Genomic DNA, 17542 nt, shown 5'->3' on the forward strand with positions numbered 1-17542 from the left:
GCCCTTGGGGCCTTCTCCCAGGCTACGCTGGTTTTTTCATATGTTCAGCCATCCATACCGCCTCATTATGTACGTCTAATAGTGCTTCATACAAACTATTAGGTGTCATTGAAATATGAAACTGGGAGCCATAAATTTCATAATCCTTAATATCTTGATCAGTAACTACCCAACTTCTACCATACCAGGGAAGAACTTGAGCAAAATTATTTTTAGCTACTATACAAACTCCAGCGCCACTCTTTTTATCAATATATTGTAACAAAGCAAAAATAAGTTCTCTTTTTGAAGTATCAAAATCTCCATCAACTGGTGGTATCAATTGCTCACTTATCCAATTTGTCGTTCCTTTTCTTCTTTCCCAATCAATATCTACCATGCAAACAGCCGCAGTATGGGTGCACTTTTTAAACAATTCAATTAGTTCATATTCTTGCTGCTCATAAGATAATGAGGCAGCCATATGGCCATCTGAAAGAGTAATATATCCAACCAGCTTATCAAAACCGACAACCTCACATGGCTTGGTATAACCTGCATAAAGTTTGATATTAAAAATAAATGCAATTAATAAACAGCAAACCCTCATCTTTTTTCTCCAAAATACCCCGGTATTTTGTCATTATTATTCCGGATACGCTCAATTTTATGTATATAATCCCTTCCATCTTTATGAATATGGTTCACCCAATCAGTATTATATTTTTTTATAGAATTCGAAACATGACCTTCCCCTTGGTTGTATGCGGCAAGTGTCTTATTTATTCCATCTTGAGTTGAACCAAATTTATTTAAATATTTACTTAGCATTCCTACCCCATAGTTAATAGACTTACCCACATCAAATGGGTTAAAATTTGCATTTGGCCCTTTATAGTAATTATCTGCTGTAAGTTGCATCACTCCTAAAGCACCAGTATAGGATACCGCATTCCATACCCCCTTGCTTTCGTGGTAAATAACCGCATTGATTAATTCAACAGGCACATTGGGGTATCTATTGTGAGCATTCAAAACATGTTGTTGCAAATTATCTAAATTGGCAGCTACCTGTTTTTCCGATAATATATACAATTTCTTTCTATCATATCCAACAAGTTTTTCGATGGCATCAATTCGTCCTACTTTTTTAACTTGATTAATGGTTCCTTGAAAAGCTCTGATATTCCATATTTCCTCTGCAGATAAACTTAAAATGGGATCGATTATAGAAAGTCCGGTATTTTCAAAACCATTACTAGATTCACCGATAAACTCCTTCACCCCATTCTCTATGAAATTCCAATACCCCTTTCTCTCAAAACTAATATTATCATTTCCATTACTCTCTAATGCAGTCAATTCCGAACCAAACAAGAAACTTTGCTCAAGAGCACCTTCTCCTTGCTTAAACCCGGATGACCATTGGCTACTGATAACATCACCTACACGACCAGGATATTGGATATAATAATAGCCTTCAGTGGCTATTGAAACATCAGCGTTAGACTCTTTTAATTCTCTTCCTTGCTTCGATTGTTTTGCCAAATAATCGTTAATAATTTCATTCTCAGTCCTCTCTGGATGAATCATATTAAGAACAGTATCTGTTAAGTACTGCTCATCCGGAAATTCTTTTTTCTTGGACTCAGGTAATTCAAGTGCTCCTGCTAAACCAACGAGTGCGTCCCCCATTGCGTTGCCCAGGTTATTGGATACAACATCTACGGCGTTGAAATGAGCACCTGTTACCGCGGCTTCGGCTCCGGCATGAGTTATTGCCTTGGCTTCTGAAGAGAGGATCCCTGTGCCTTTATCGAGTGTGTTGAGTTTTTGGGTTACATTTTTTCCGGCTGTGCTTCCCGCTAATCCTCCGGTTAGTCCGGCTGCTCCTAGTTGGGCCCAGTCAAAGTGTTGGTGTTTTTGGAGGGTGAGGCTGATGCTTTGGCTTATTGTGTTTTGTTCCATCATTTGGGCGGCACTTGAGATGCTGAATGTTTTGGAAACCGATAATTTATCCATATCGCTTACCCAGTTACCGTAGGATGTGTTGTTGTTTATTCCTCGTAAAAATCCTCCTGTCGCTGCGGTAGCCAGGCCTGAGATTAAGGCTCCTTTGAAATTCATCTGCTCTTGCATTCCCATTGCCTTGGCGACACTTTGACTGGCTATACTGCCGACAAAGCCTGCAGCAAAACCGGCGGCAAGGGTGACTCCTGCGGTAGCTGTCGCCGTGCCTGACAATACTGCCGAACCAAGTGTAAATAACCCGCCTGAGCTTGCTAGTGATGTACTTGCCAGTGACGCGCCTGCTAGTGAGCCTAATATCCCTGCAGTCATCACCGTAGCTACTATACCGATAATGCCCACCACAATCTTTGAAAAGAGTCCGCCGTGTCTTTTCGGTAAGGGTGGCGGAGCTGCCGCTACAACTGGACTTGCAGTTGTTGCGCTGGTGTTGCCCAGAACTTGATTGGCATTGAGTATCTTTTGTGTGCCATTCGTGTGCTGCTGGCCCGTAGCAACGGGAGGAATGTTCAAGCGTTGACCTACGTGAAGTTGGCTGCTGCTTCCAGCCTGAGCACTTTTATCGCTAATGCCGTTGGCGTCAGCAAGCACATACCACAAGCTGCTGTCTCCATATACTTGCAAGGCAATACGCTCCAAAGTATCGCCCGTTTGTACCGTGTAGGCTCCTAGATTATCTTGCGGTGCCTCAGGCAAAGTGCCATCCGCATTGTCTCCTGGCGCGCGATCTAAAAAATTGCTGGTCGTGCGCGAGCCTGTATCACGTTGCCATGAGTATTGAGCAGAAGTCTCCTCTGCTGCTTTTTGCTGAGCTCCCGAAGGAGTAAAACCTCCATAAACAGTGAGGTGCTGTTTGCCTGAATTATCCAGACGTAAATCACCTATGGTTTTTCCTGCAACAGTCAAATAACTGGTTTGGCCCTCTTTGTCCTTTCGTCCCTTAATCCCTTCAACGCCACTGTTCAGATAATAGGTGTTGTTGCTGCTTTGCTCATCCTGAGATTCTTTTAACTGGCCATTGATATCATAGATTTTAGTACTCTTCCCTGTGGTCATTCCACCCTGATCAACACTATGAGTGGCTGTATCCTGACTTTGCAAATAGTTATCCCAAAGTTCATAACTGTATTGATGAGTCAGTGTACTGCCCAAAGAACTACCCTGAGCATGAGTGCGTGTCTTCATTTCGGTCACATTACCCACATTATCGTGCTCAAAGTTCGTTTTGGATACTTCAACGCCGCTCCCATTCAAAGTACTTTGCGCCTTTAATAAACCCTTATCATAGGACATGATGTTTTTTTGCGATAAATTTCCTGCCGCATCGAAACTGTTCTCCTGAACAACCCTGCCTGCTTCATCATAAAACCTGGATTGAAGATTCACGTTATTTCTTTGAATCAACTCGAGTTGGTTGTCGTTGTTATAAACATAATGATAATTTTGTAATTCACCATGCTCATACTTCGAAGCGGTCTTGATATTGCCAGCTGCATCATAGGTTGATGTACTGCCTTGGCTGCTGGTCATCATGATCTGACCATTGACTAATTGCCCCTTGTTCACCGTCATGCGATTGTTTTCATCAAACAGATAATAATCATCACTCTCAACTGCATTAGTTCCCGTATAATTGGCTCGGACGTGGGTATGACGGATATTCCCCACATTGTCATACTCATAATCAATAGACAATAAGGCATGGTCTTTATCTGGAAAACGCTTATCGGTATCATCAGGATGACGGCGTCGTACCTGTACCAATCTTCCCAAAGTGTCATATTGATAATGATCGGTTTCTCGAATCCAACCGTCATTAAGGGTGTCTCCACGCGAAGATTCCTTGCTGGTCATCTGGCCATCAACATCATAGGAATACGTGACTGTTTCTTTGAGCCCTTCATCAGCGTATTGAAACAGTGCCCCATCGCCCTGATAGTGGTATTTGATGTGCTTTCCTGTAGTGGAACTCTCTTCAATTAATAACCCATTCGTATTGTAGTCATAAGACGTGGTATGCCCACCTAAATCAGTATGTTGCTTTAACCGGCCCTGATCGTCATAAATCCATGACTGGCTGCGCCCATTAGCATCGGTTTCTTTGGTTTTATGGCCCGCATCATCATATTCATAATGGGTTTCCAGACCACGCGCATCTCGACGTTTTATTTGATTCCCTACAGCGTCATACCAAAAACTGCTCGTCTCGTTAGCGCCATTAATTTGTTTAATTAATTCACCCGCTTCGTCATATTCATACTGCTGATGCGTTTTTGGGGTGTGCACTGCAATCAAACGATTAGACTGGTCGTAGGTGTAACTTGTTACCCCTCCCAGTTCATTGGTCAAGGAAGTCAATTGTTCCAACAAATTGTATTGGCGGGTACGCGTATTCCCCTTGGCATCACGCTCTAAAATCACCCGTCCCAAGGCATCATACTCTTTGCTTACTGCATGGCCGTTCGCATCAATCATAGCTATAGCCTGACCCAGTTCATCATAGGCATATATATTAACCGGATTTAACATCCTCCCCACACCATGCTCATCAACCGCTCTTACCTCAGGTAACTCTTGTCGAATCACCTGGTTAAAGGCATTGTATTCATATCGGGTGACCTGACCCAGAGCATTAGTATGAGTCAACATATTGCCCCATCTATCTAATGCTTGTGATTGCGTGGCATTTTGTAAATAAACGTCTCTTCCCTGTTCAGAGGAATTAACGCAGTATTCCTTTCTTTGACCTATCAAACGACCTGATTTATCGTAGATATTGCTCTGCCTTTGTAATTCATACTCAAAACGATCCCGATCAAAACTATCCTCTAGTTCGAAAGATTCATTTGATAAATCTACCCCATGTCGGTTCTTCTCAGCACTAAAAATATTGCTCGAACTCACCACTTGAGTAACTTTATCAGTTAGATCGTAAACAAAAATCTGATAATAACCCTGACTGTTTGACCGCCAAACGCGCCCTAAACTGTCATAATCGAAATGAGTCCTGTATTGGCCGTTATTGCCTTTGGCTACCACCTCACCAAAGGTGTTGTATTGTGCGTCTTCAGTATGCAAAGCACCTGAACTTTTAAAGGTTGCAGTTTGAAGAAGATGATGTTCTGTGTCATAGGTGTATCGTTTATCTTGAATCAAAGTGCTGCCATCGGCCTGTTTTAAGGTCTGCCAACTGCGCGCCAGATTGCCATTAGCGTCATAACTGTAATTAACCTGATGGTTTGATCCATCCGTTTCAATGATGAGTTGTCCTTGATTATCGTATTCCTGTCTCGTAACAACGTCCTGACTGGTAGCTCCCTTTAATACAAAGTGGGTCACATCGGCTTCTGTAACACCCTGTGCCCATCGACGTGTTTCTACCAAGTGCCCCAAGGCATCATAAGAATAAGTAGTTGCTCCTCGGCCCTCACGAGTCTGAGGAGCTACCTTGGCAATCAATTGCCCTAGCTCATCATAATAGCAATAGGCAATATTGCCCTTTGCGTCAGTAGTCGATGTTAAGTGACCAAGTGCATCATAACTGTACGTTGTGGTGAGATCACCTGTAAGAGTTTCATAAGAATTAGTGCCGGCTTTTAAACGCTCATAACGCACTTGTTTTAATGTTTTAGCAGTTAGTTGACCTAAAGCATCATAAGTGTAAGTGACTGTTCTATCTTTAGTACTGGTTTGACCTGGAGTGAAATGCTCTGTATTCCAATCACGGGCAGCCAAAGCATATTCAGTCATGGTATCAACTTCACCGAACACGGTATATTGATATGCAGTCAAGTAGCCTTCGGGATCAATAACTGCCGTAGTATGCCCCTCTTTATCATAATAGGTATAGGTCTCAGCCCATTCGGACTCATTGATTCGAACAGCAGTTTTAATGACTTCACCAAAGGCATTGTAACTATTTTTTGTGGTGGGACTAATTGTTTTATCATAACGGCCGGTTTTGGGATTATACATTAGAACCGGATCGCGGCTGACTTCGATGAGCTTATTGTCCAAATTATAATCATATAATTCATGCCTGTCATAACGGCTTATACTTAATGCTTTGCTGATAGTACCTTTGGTGTATTCAAAGTCATTGCTGACCACCAGTCGATTGGCATAAACTGTTTTACTAATGAGTTGACCTAGAGCGTTCTGCTCAAAATAAGTTAAACCACCTTGAGTATCGATGCTATAAACCAATAACCCCTGGTTATCATAAACATAGTGTTTCCAATTGCCCGCTTTATCACTGCTTGCGATGACTTCACCAAAAGCATTGTATTGGATTTCCTCAACCAAAGTCAGAGTGACTTCCTGTCTCTGGTTGGACGCTTGAGCGGCAGAGGAATTGACTTTGGCATCCGGATAAAGCGTTTTTATTTTGTGATTGGCATTATCATATTCATAAAGCACTGTTTGCTTTTGACCTTCGGCGTCTCGAATAACCCCAATCAAATTACCAAAGCTGTCATAACTGTTGCGAGTTAGTATAGAACGCCATTCCTGACCACGTGCTGTAGAGACTTTGATACTGGGTGATCGGGTTTCTACAAGCTGATTGGCTTCATCATACTGATAAGTCCATACGGCCTGATTAGCCTCTGCTTTAGTTAATACATTACCTTCGGCGTCATAAGTGTAATGAGTGGCCGCATGTTCCGCATTGACTTGAGTGATAAGCCTTCCAACAGCATCGTATTCATATGCAGTCACTCGGGCTCGTTGGTCCTGAGCCATCGTATTTTTGATAGCCTCTTCATTATATTGAGCCAGATGAACGGGTATTGAATGAGTTAATTCGGCAATTACGTTACCGACTCCATCGTAGCGTCGTTCAACTACCTTGCCTGCACTGCTGATCCGATAGACTTCACGACCCGCGGCATCATACACAAAATGATTGGTTCGATCATTGACGCTGGTGTTTAAATTCAATGTATCGTTGGAAAACGTGGCCCGTTCAGCATGAACGGTACTGGAAATAACATGCCCCAGATTATCGTATTGATACGATTTGGCGATGCCTTCTGCGCTGAGCTCAACGGAAAGACGCCCAGCCTTATCGTAGGTATAATGGATGGTTTGATCGCGTAGTGGATTGGGCTTTAATTTTTCAATAACATGATCCAAAGTGTAGCTAACATTATCACCCAGACTTAATTGCTCAGAGTACCTGGTAGTACTGATTAATTGCCCATTCCTATCATAACGGGATTCGGTAACGTATCCATCACTAGTGCAGGTAAAACGGAGTTGATTTAATCCGTCGTACACGTAATGAATTTCTCTCCCCCCATCCTTTGATGGTTGAGGTCTGTTCCCTTTTTTGAGATCGTCAAGAGAAACAGCGCTGGCATACTGGCGCGTATGGATCAGATTACCATTGCCGTCATAATTATAAGTAGTCAGATAGCCCAAGCCATCATAAGCCGCAAGCAGCTGGCCCGTTGTATTAAATACGCGAAACTGATTATGATCGTGCTGCTCGTCTTTTTTTAAAACAGATTTTAAACTGGCTTCATCGTAATGTAGCAGTTGAGGTATGGGTTTGGCATAAGTCACTGTTTGTTTTTCATTGCCATTTACATCGTAAATATGTTCAGTAACTACGCCTCGAGCATCGATTTGATAACGGCAACGATTCAATGCATCATAAAGATAATGAGTGCTGTGGTGATTGGCATCAGTCTGACTTACCAGATTGTCATTAGCATCGTACTGGTAGGTCGTAGTCAGTTTCAAACCGTCGGGATCGTTTATAGTTGCTGTTCGTCGCCCGAGATTATCCCATTCATAGGCGATAGATTTGTTCACTCCCTGTGAATTAATTTCTGTTTGCCTGAGTAACAATCCGCGATCATCATAGGAAAACTCGGTAACTAAATTCAATCCGTCCGGATCAACACAAGTTCGTATTAAATTGCCTTGATCGTCATATGCAAATCGCTTAACGCAACCATTAGCATCCGAGATTTGCAATTGTCTGCCCAGGGCATCATATTGATAAAGGGTCGTTATTTTTAATTGATTGGGATCTACTGTTTTTGACAAGAGATGGCCTGCCGCATCATAACAATACTCAATAACTTGTCCACCAGCATCATGCTGCCAAATAAGATGTCCTGCTTCATCATACCGATATTCTTTAAAAGCCCCTTCAGGAGAATCCACCCGAGCAAGTTGCCCTTGTTCATCGTAATGAAACTCCGTGGTATAACCATTAGCGTCTTTTATTGAAACCTTATCTCCAAAGGAATTAAACTGTGTTATGACCAGTGTGTTTTCCTTAGGATTAGATAAAGTAATAGTCCTGTTTTTATCGTCGTAACTAAAGATCTTGATTGTGTTTGTATGGGTATAATCTGTTTCTGTTAACACTCGACCAAACGCATCATAACTTATTTTTTTAAATTGATTCGTTGCATCAAAGATTCTTATCTGCTCACCACGTTTATTAAGAACATAATTGATTTGATTCAGTTTGCCATCAATCTTCCCGGTCACCCAACCAAAGGCATCATAACGAAGCTCTGTACTCCTTGATATTCCGCCAACATCGTCGATACGCCGGGTGAACAAGCCGCGTTTATCGTATTCAAATACTGTATCCGTTGATCTATTGGAATTAATGCGTTGACTGGTGAAATCAACTTCTCCAAAAGCATTATAACGGGTAGTAACAAGCCCTCGCTTACCGCTGTATTGCGCGATGACCTGACCAATCGTATTGTATTCATAGCGAGTCAACTCATCATAACGATCATCTTTCAACAATTGAACATGCTGACTCAGTTCCTCGCAGCTCAATCCCATTGGATTAATTTTTAAACAAGCACTGTACGCTCTGGTGAAAGCTACCTGACCAAAAGAGTTATAGCCGTTTTCCATCACGCCACCGTCAGCGTTCACGGTATACTTCAGCTCCCGCGCTTCATCGTAAAAATAACGAGTTGTCTGTTTCAGGGCATTGGTTTTACTCAGCAATAAACCGGAATTATCGTACTCAAAATAATTGCTGTGATTTTGCCAAATCAACTCGATTTGCTCTTGAGAAGGATATCCTTTCTCCAACAAAACGCACCCAACTTCATTCAGGCTTTGAATGACTCTCCCCAAAGCATCGTAGCGATAGCGTTGTTGCCTTGCCAAATGAGTTGGTTCATCCGTTAAGGTTTTTACCACTAACTGGTTCATTTCATCATAGACAAAAGTGGTTATTAAACCGTTATGACCTCTTTCCTGAATAAGTAAACCCAAATCATTGTATTGATATGTGGTACGGTGATCATTATTGTGTGCTTGCGGCCGGATTTGCTCAACCGTCGTTGTTTCATTAATTAAAATTCTTTGATCAATAGCCTTCTCGTAAGCACACTTTTCTACTAATAACCCACTGGAGTCATAGCGATATTCCGTGAGATAACCTTCACCATCAATATCTGCCACCTTAAGGCCTCGTGCATCATAAAGGCTATAAGTGTGTATGTCCTTTACTGAAGCAGTAGGTTTATCTTGTAACCACGTCCCATCCAAACGATTGGAAATGGAATGAGAATAACGAATGGTTTCAATCAAATGCCCCAGACGATCGTAATGATACTCTGTAGCATATCCCTCACCATCAAGCTTAGCCTCCAACTGCCCCAAAGCATCATAATAATAATACACGCTCCGATCTGCGCCATCTAAATCCAAATGAATGCTGTCCCAAGTCAGTAAGTGATCGGGATTAAACGCACTGAGCCTTCTTGCGTAAGCAGTTGTAGCAATCACCTGCCCCATAGCATTGTATTCATATCCAATGACCGCGCCCTGAGAGTCAATGCGATATGCGATTTGATTGTACTGGTTATAGACAATCTGAGAAATCCGATCATTGCTGCTGTTTCGTGGTTTTATCGATTCAAAGGTCGGGATCTGTTCCAACCACCCAGAAGTTGAAACTCGCTGTTCGTATTGGCGGGTTTTAATAATGAAACCTTCATCATTATAAAAAGTTTCGGTCACTTGACCGCTGGAACTCACTTGCGCCTGTACCCGCCCCTGGTGATCATAAAAGGTATAGGTAGTCAGACCATCCACACCTGTTTCAGCAATCAAACGACCGGCTGCATCGTATTTATAAGTCGTACTGCCATAAGCATGGCCGCTGTCCAGGCGCATGACGGAAAGCAGTAAACCACTTCTGTCATACAGACGAACGGTTTGCAAGCCGTTGGCATCGGTTTGAATGACTCGCTGATGTGCATCATCGTATTCAAAACGTTGGCTGTGGTTTTGATTATCTATGGTTTGGATGAGACGCCCCAAATCATCATAGAGGTATTGGGTAATGCACCACTCTCCATTAACAGGAGTGCTTTTTTCAACTAACCGCCCTGCGGCATCATAACGGCAACGAGTACTGAGTGCGCCAGCATTTATACCGTACCCTTGTGAATCTACCTGAGCGTAGTGCAGTTCTTCAACGAGTTGACCACGCCAATCGTAACGATAATCAATCAAACTGACGTCCTTGGGATTTTGCCTGGCCACCCAGGATTCTAATTCCAGCATTCCAAGAAGCTCATCCTGTCCCACGGAGCCCACATCATAACCAGCACGTAAATAACAACGAGTACTGATTAACTGTCCTTCTTCATCATAACGCCGTTCGGTAACCGTACCGTCAGTGGCAATTGTAAATCGTAAATGACCTCGTTCATCATAGATGTATCGGGTTGTTTGTGGTTTTATTGGATGGTGATTCCCATCAAAACGTTGGTATTTGGTTTCAGAAATTACATGATGCGCTGAATCATAAACTCGTTGCGTCACCTGACCTGATGGTTCTTCAACCCAGATGCAATCGCCCTCGTCATTATAACGAAAATTCCAGACCTGATTGCCCTGAACAATAGAACTTAATAAAGCTCCGTCATAGTAATAACGAATCCGATAGTGCTCTGGACCATCAATACCGGTTAATTTATTGTGTTCATCATAATAATAAGTCCAGGACTCTCCCAAGCCGTTGGTTACTGTTGTTTTTCCTGCTTGATAATCGTAAAGAGTAACACGGCCTTCACCATCAACCAGTTTTTTTACTCTGCCTTGAGCATCGTACTCGATATGAAGAGCTGTGCCATCTGATTGTTTGATGTCACTAATTCTGTTGGAATCGCCAGCATAATTGTAAGTAATCCAGAAGGTCTTTCCTTGACCTAAATCACGACTTACCTTATGTAAACGTTGCTGTTCATCATATTCATAATGCAAATCATGTACCGTAACTCCATCACTAATGGTTTTCACTTCACGTAATAAACCATTTTGAAATGACCAACTTATGGTTTGTTTGCCGCTCCTGTCGGTTATGCTGATCAATTGCCCATGATCATAGGAAAATGAAACACTATGACCATCCAAATCGCTAATGTCACTTAGTTGGCCTTCCTGACTGTAATGATAGCCTGTCTTTTGAGCACCCTCACGATACATCCAGCCATTTTGACTGTAAGTAAGACGAGCCGTTCCGCCCTCTTCGGGTATATAGCATTGTTTTCTGACATCAAAAATAAAACGACTTCTATGGCCGTCTTCAGCAACCCGAGTTACAGTTGAACCCAAAGCATTAGGCTCACCGGAGATCTCCAATCTGGATTGCATATTGAAGCGCCAATTGGATCCGGATTCCCCCATGGAATTATAGGTTTGAAATAAATCCAGACCAAACCCGATATCCGCTAAAAACCCATCGGATTGGCGCAAAACCAAATTTCCATTTGCGGCGTTGACGTAAACAGACTCGCCGCTTTGTCCCAATGCAGCAACCCCTTTGGGTCCATAACTACCCAGCCCTAAAGAGGAACCTTGCAAACCTAAGCCTTCTCCTGTGAATATTTGTGTCATAATACATCCTGATGCTTGGTCAATTTTTCTATACAGACCCTAAATTAATTCATAATAGTTAAACTCAATATATATTCATTGGATAAACCACCCGGAATATTTTTTATCATTATTTTTATTTCTAAATCCTCATTAACAATCTCTGGAGGAACCATATCAGCAATTAATTGGTTTTGTTCCAAACGTAACCAGTCTGGAGGATTAAAGCCTTCAGCAAATTGAATCTCATAAGGAGCATCGTGATACTCAGGATAAACGTCATTATTTTCTACAAAATCATATAAATAAGGCTGCCCTGGATAAAGGATGGGTAATATAGGTTTATCTGATTTGAACCGTGGCATCTGTTTTTTATCAACACTAATGTTTAATGGAATAGTTACCGGATCAGAATTACCTCCAATTAGAGTATTTGCTCTTAAGGTAAGTAAGTATTTTTGCCCTGTAGCTTGATCAGGAACAGTACCTTCCAATATCGTTGGATGAAGCGAAGACATTTTAAGCCAGGTTGCAGTAGGCTCTACCTTCTCCAAGATTAATTGAATAGCAGGATCGTGAGCGGGATCGCTGATGTAGCCTGACAATTCTTCATAAATATTCGCCCCCGCCAGTTTCTCCAGCTTAAACGAGTTAATTGTCGGCTTTTTGGTTGGGTCAATAGCAACAGGAATTTTTATCGTCAAAGGACGAAGGCAATCACCGCCTGTATTCGAGGAAGCAATCAGAGTGACATCTACTTCTTTTCCTGCTTCTCCAACAGGTACCTCACCTTCCAAAAAAGTCGGATGTTCCTTTGAAATGAGTAACCATTCAGGATGACTCTTATTGGGATCGATTCGAAACGAAATCTGGTTAGTCTCCATGAACCCAGCTTGCGGTTCAATCAAATCCATAAGGTTTAAACTGTATTTTTCGCCAGGTGAAGCACCAGGTATTGGATAGTTCTGCTTAAAAACAGGCTTGTCTTTTTCATTGACCCGTACCTGCACTTTAAAATCGGTAAAAGCTGCTGTGCCATAACTGTTTACAGCTCCTACACTAAACTTGTACGTTCCAGTACGAGTGGGCTTTCCCTCGATACAAAAAGTAGTCGGATTAAAGAATAATCCATCTAGTTTTTCCTGGCTCACTATTACTTTAGGGGGATAACCTGCCTGTGCGTTTTCATCATAAAATTTGACAGCAGATTTAAGATTATAAGAAAAAGAGGTATTAGCAGTCGCTTCTTGAATTGGGATCGTCAACATCGATATGCTATGAGGAATTACCCTAACCGAAAAGGCTGGGGAGAAAAAAGTTAAAGACAATTCATGCTTATTAGGAAAACGCCCCTCCTTCAAATAAACACCATAGCTCAAAGCCCCAGAGATGACACTACCAGGACGTCCCCCAGGTATTACTATATTCATATAGCATGTTCCTCTCCAATAACTTCCCTCATCATAAGGTATCGCAGGGCAAGAGCCTGCTACGAATTCTAAATAACTTCCTGCTGGAACAGACCAACTTTTATAAAATCTAAGAGCTGAATAAGTCATTTGAACAGGTATACGAGCCAACTCACCTGAAACCACAGTGGATGGAACAGTTCCATTAAATGTAATTGATACAGATGGTTCCTCAAAACTCAACGCGCAAGAGCACAAAGACATCAAAAGCAAAAACAAAAATTTATTCACAACATAATCCTTTACAAACATAATTCATCATTCTGATAATTCAGAAATTCTTAATTCAAAACTCAAGAGTAAACTAAGTCTCAAAAGCAAAATTAGAATAAATTATGTAAAATAAAAGGAAAGCAACGAGCACAACCTGGTGTTTGATAATAAAAGGGACGAAGTATTCCGTTAATTTACTTGGTTGGATTTTAATTTCTTTCTTCATGATACAACTCCATAGTTTCCATTAGGCATTTCCGAGCCGTCGCCATATTAATCAATAGAAACTATTCGAGTCAAATAGAATTTTAAATATCACTTAAAATTCACCTCAATCAGTGGCACATACCCCCAAAACCTTGATTTTTAATGTTTTGATATTTTGTCAGATTAAATAATAGTTATCACCTGGGTACCTCCCTATACCCACACAATAAATTCCTGTAAGCCCCTAAAGACCTTGAACCTTAATTCCTGGCGGGTTCAAGCCAATTTTTATGAATCAAAAAATGGGTATACAGTTTTGCTTCTTCAGTTCCGGAATGGGGATGCCAATTGTAAACCCAGGTTGCTTTTGGCGGTAATGACATGAGTATCGACTCAATTCTGCCTCCCGTCTGCAAGCCAAAAGCCGTTCCACGATCGTAAACAAGGTTAAATTCCGCATATCGACCCCGTCGATACAGCTGAAAATCTTTTTGTCGCTCAAAATAGGGGATGTTGTATCGACGCATGACGATTGGAACATAGGCTTTCATAAATTGATTTCCAACTGACTGTAAAAAATTAAAGCATGTTTCAAAGTCCCACTGATTCAGATCATCAAAAAACAACCCGCCTATCCCTCGGGGCTCTTGACGATGTTTGAGGTAAAAATAATCATCACACCATTTTTTATAGTGTAAATACACCTCATCGCCAAAAGGATCACAGGCTTCTTTTGCCATTGTGTGCCAAAAGACACAATCCTCTTCAAATCCATAATATGGCGTTAAATCAAAACCGCCCCCAAACCACCAGACAGGTTCAGCCCCCTCCTTCGTGGCCATGAACAATCTAAAATTCGCATGTGTTGTTGGAACGTAAGGATTGACCGGATGAATAACGAGCGAAACTCCTAGCGCCTCAAACTGATAACCACTGAGTTCAGGCCTTTTTTCTGTAGCGGAGCCAGGTAGATGCTTCCCTTTAACATGGGAAAAATTGACTCCGGCTTTTTCAAAAACATCACCATTTGCAATCACACAACTCACCCCATATCCCAAATTGGGATCCTCCCATCGGTCTGATATAAAGTTGGCCTTCCCATCAATCAGGAGTAATTCCTGACAAATTGAACTCTGTAATTCGGATAAATAAGATTGAACTTGTGTGATGTAATTCATGTTCATTTCCGCCTCAATTAGTGCTTATAGAGGATTCTATAGGCCGTATTGCGGCATAGCCTTGATCTACATCATGGAAAAAAATGATATACTAAAAAACCTTGTGTTCTTTACATGATGCAATGAAGACATTGAAGCACTTTTTGATGAGTCACACATGACAGACTATGATACAAAGCAGCAAGCGTGCAACTACTGTACCCTCGCCCCTTTTTGCAGTGCAGAAAAACACTCATTGGACTGGATAAATCAAAATAATCATGCAGTTAAACAACACCATCATCTAAAAAAAAATGAAACCTTATATCTTCCGCAGAATATGTTTCGAAACTTGTATGCAATTCAGCACGGAAATTTAAAAACATATCAAGTAGATGCTAATGGAAATGAATTAATTCAAGGTTTTTATTTTGCAGGCGAAGTCCTGGGTTTTGAAGCAATTTATTCACGACACTACCTGTGTTCAGCCGTTGCTTTGTCTGATACTTTAGTTTGTGAAATTCCCTATGATAATTTTCTTGAATTAATGCAACTAAATCCCTCTCTGCAAAAACACAGTTTATATATAATGAGCCAACAACTGAATACAGGCTCCTATTTATGTTCCATCACTGCGGAACAACGCCTGGCGGCTTTTCTTATTGATATAGCCAATCGACTGCACCCCTCAGAAATGCAACTGCGCTTTCATCTGCCGATGTCTCGTCAAGATATAGGTAATTATTTAAGACTAACAGCCGAAACCATTAGCCGTCTTCTTGCCCAGTTAAAAAAAAATAAAATTATTGCGATTGATCACAAGCACATTCAATTCCTGCAACCGGAGCAATTAAAACTGATTGCAGGTACAGAACATTACTCCGTCATGAAGAATCAGGTTACTTTGAGTAAATCCTGAGCATGAAAAACCGTTTTATTTGCATTTCCATGATCTAGATCAATGTCTTCTATAAAAATCCATTTAAACTATCTTGAATTATGAAATGTTCCTCCTCATCAACAGGATGATCTGTTGTACAAGTTAGTACAGTTCCACATTGTTATGTCGATCCATGCTTCGCAGGGATGACGAATATAAACGAGGATAAAGTAAAAAAGTAATGACTGATGAAATCCAGCCAAGCACATCATGTTCGCCGATTGATAGGGTATGGCTACGATCACTCGAACGGCACATCAATTATTGTCCCCTACTCAGCATTTTCAGAAAATGCACATTGTATAATTTTGAAAACAAATATTGGTTCACTTTTACTCAACAAATCGTTGAATGATTTTTATATAGGTTAAAAGATTCAGATGAACTCCCCAGAATTATTATCACCCGCAGGCTCGCTAAAAAGAATGAGACGTGCCTTCGCCTATGGCGCAGATGCGGTCTATGCCGGTCAACCTCGATATAGTCTTCGCGCCCGAAATAACGAGTTTTCTCATGAAAAACTGGTTTTAGGCATTCATGAAGCGCATGCCCAAGGCAAGTTATTTTTTGTCGCGAGTAATATTATTGCCCAGAACAATAAAATTAATACGTACCTTGATGATCTGGCGCCAGTAATTGAAGCCGGACCAGACGCTTTAATTATGGCCGATCCGGGCCTTATTATGATGGTTAGAGAACAATGGCCAGATCAGCCCGTGCATTTGTCCGTCCAATCGAATGTAATGAATTTTGCTGCAGTTAAATTTTGGCAAACACTGGGTCTTGAACGTGTCATTTTGTCGCGGGAGTTGTCTCTAAAAGAGATTCAGGCGATTCGAGAATATTGTCCTGATATTGAATTGGAAGTATTTGTTCACGGGGCCTTATGTATGGCCCATTCCGGCCGTTGTCTTTTATCCGGTTATTTTAACCACCGGGATCCCAATCAAGGTGCCTGCACGAATGCATGTCGATGGAAATATGATGTTAAAGAAAGCACCGAAGATGAATGGGGCAATGCCCATATAGAAACAAAAACGGCTCTATTTGAACAAGCGCCCCAACGCGAGGGAGAAATGAACCTCATGGAAGAAGATGAGCATGGAACCTATCTTTTTAACTCCAAAGACCTAAGGGCAATTCAGCATGTTGAAGCACTGACCCAGATGGGGATTGATTGCTTGAAAATTGAAGGACGAACCAAATCCGATTTTTATGTGGCACGAGTGACTCAGTTGTATCGAAAAGCAATAGACGATGCAGTTTCCGGTAAGCCATTCGATTGGACATTGATGGATGCCCTCGAAGGATTATCACTGCGAGGATATACAGAAGGGTTTTATCGACGTCACGTTCCTGAAGAATATCAAAGTTATAAAGATCGAAATGAAACCGGTATAAAACAGCAAGTTGTAGGAGAGTTACTGGACTATGACAGCAGCAAACAACTCTTAAAAGTGCTGGTAAAAAATCAATTTTCAATCGGCGATACCCTTGAAGTCATGCTGCCGGGCGGTAATCAGATGACCTCGCTTGAAACCATCGAAAGTACAGAAGGACACTCAATAAACCGTGCTCCAGGCAGTGGGCATGTGGTGTGCATTCCAGCCTGTATCGAAGACGACAGTCAGTTGGAACATGGTTATTTAATTCGTCATTGGAGTGAGGTTTAA

Annotated in this window: 6 protein-coding genes; 2 read left to right on the plus strand and 4 right to left on the minus strand. The window is 41.5% G+C overall.

All coding sequences use genetic code 11. The features are described 5' to 3' along the window. Positions 1-22: 22 nt before the first annotated feature. The 4 genes from G543_RS0104980 to hemF all read right to left on the minus strand — a co-directional run bounded on the left by G543_RS0104980 (position 23) and on the right by hemF (position 14956). Entirely contained in the window at positions 23-589 is a 567-nt protein-coding gene (locus tag G543_RS0104980; RefSeq protein WP_028383559.1) for a hypothetical protein, read from the minus strand. Further along, a complete protein-coding gene (locus G543_RS0104985; RefSeq protein WP_028383560.1) occupies positions 586-11904 on the minus strand; it encodes a transglycosylase SLT domain-containing protein in 11319 nt (3772 codons plus the stop codon). The genes G543_RS0104980 and G543_RS0104985 overlap by 4 nt, the downstream gene beginning before the upstream one ends. A gap of 44 nt (positions 11905-11948) precedes the next feature. Then, positions 11949-13583: an Ig domain-containing protein gene (locus tag G543_RS0104990; protein ID WP_133141313.1), complete on the minus strand. Its 1635-nt coding sequence runs from the start codon at positions 13581-13583 to the stop codon at positions 11949-11951. A gap of 449 nt (positions 13584-14032) precedes the next feature. Next, on the minus strand, positions 14033-14956 hold the full coding sequence (gene hemF, locus G543_RS0105000; RefSeq protein WP_028383562.1) for an oxygen-dependent coproporphyrinogen oxidase: 924 nt from the start codon (positions 14954-14956) through the stop codon (positions 14033-14035). A gap of 151 nt (positions 14957-15107) precedes the next feature. Between hemF and G543_RS17100 the strand changes: the two genes are divergently transcribed. Beyond that, positions 15108-15848, plus strand: coding sequence for a Crp/Fnr family transcriptional regulator (locus G543_RS17100; RefSeq protein WP_051190583.1), 741 nt, complete (start codon positions 15108-15110; stop codon positions 15846-15848). 401 nt (positions 15849-16249) lie between these two features. Further along, complete coding sequence (trhP, locus tag G543_RS0105010) at positions 16250-17542, plus strand: prephenate-dependent tRNA uridine(34) hydroxylase TrhP (protein WP_028383563.1); 1293 nt, start codon at positions 16250-16252, stop codon at positions 17540-17542.

The sequence above is a fragment of the Legionella moravica DSM 19234 genome (assembly GCF_000423305.1).
In the GTDB taxonomy this organism is placed as follows: domain Bacteria; phylum Pseudomonadota; class Gammaproteobacteria; order Legionellales; family Legionellaceae; genus Legionella; species Legionella moravica.

What these genes read in the sequence shown, in the direction of transcription:
- G543_RS0104980 (WP_028383559.1), bottom strand. Translation starts at nt 589, where the DNA reads ATGAGGGTTTGCTGTTTATTAATTGCATTTATTTTTAATATCAAACTT.
- G543_RS0104985 (WP_028383560.1), bottom strand. Translation starts at nt 11,904, where the DNA reads ATGACACAAATATTCACAGGAGAAGGCTTAGGTTTGCAAGGTTCCTCT.
- hemF (WP_028383562.1), bottom strand. Translation starts at nt 14,956, where the DNA reads ATGAACATGAATTACATCACACAAGTTCAATCTTATTTATCCGAATTA.
- G543_RS17100 (WP_051190583.1), top strand. Translation starts at nt 15,108, where the DNA reads ATGACAGACTATGATACAAAGCAGCAAGCGTGCAACTACTGTACCCTC.
- trhP (WP_028383563.1), top strand. Translation starts at nt 16,250, where the DNA reads ATGAACTCCCCAGAATTATTATCACCCGCAGGCTCGCTAAAAAGAATG.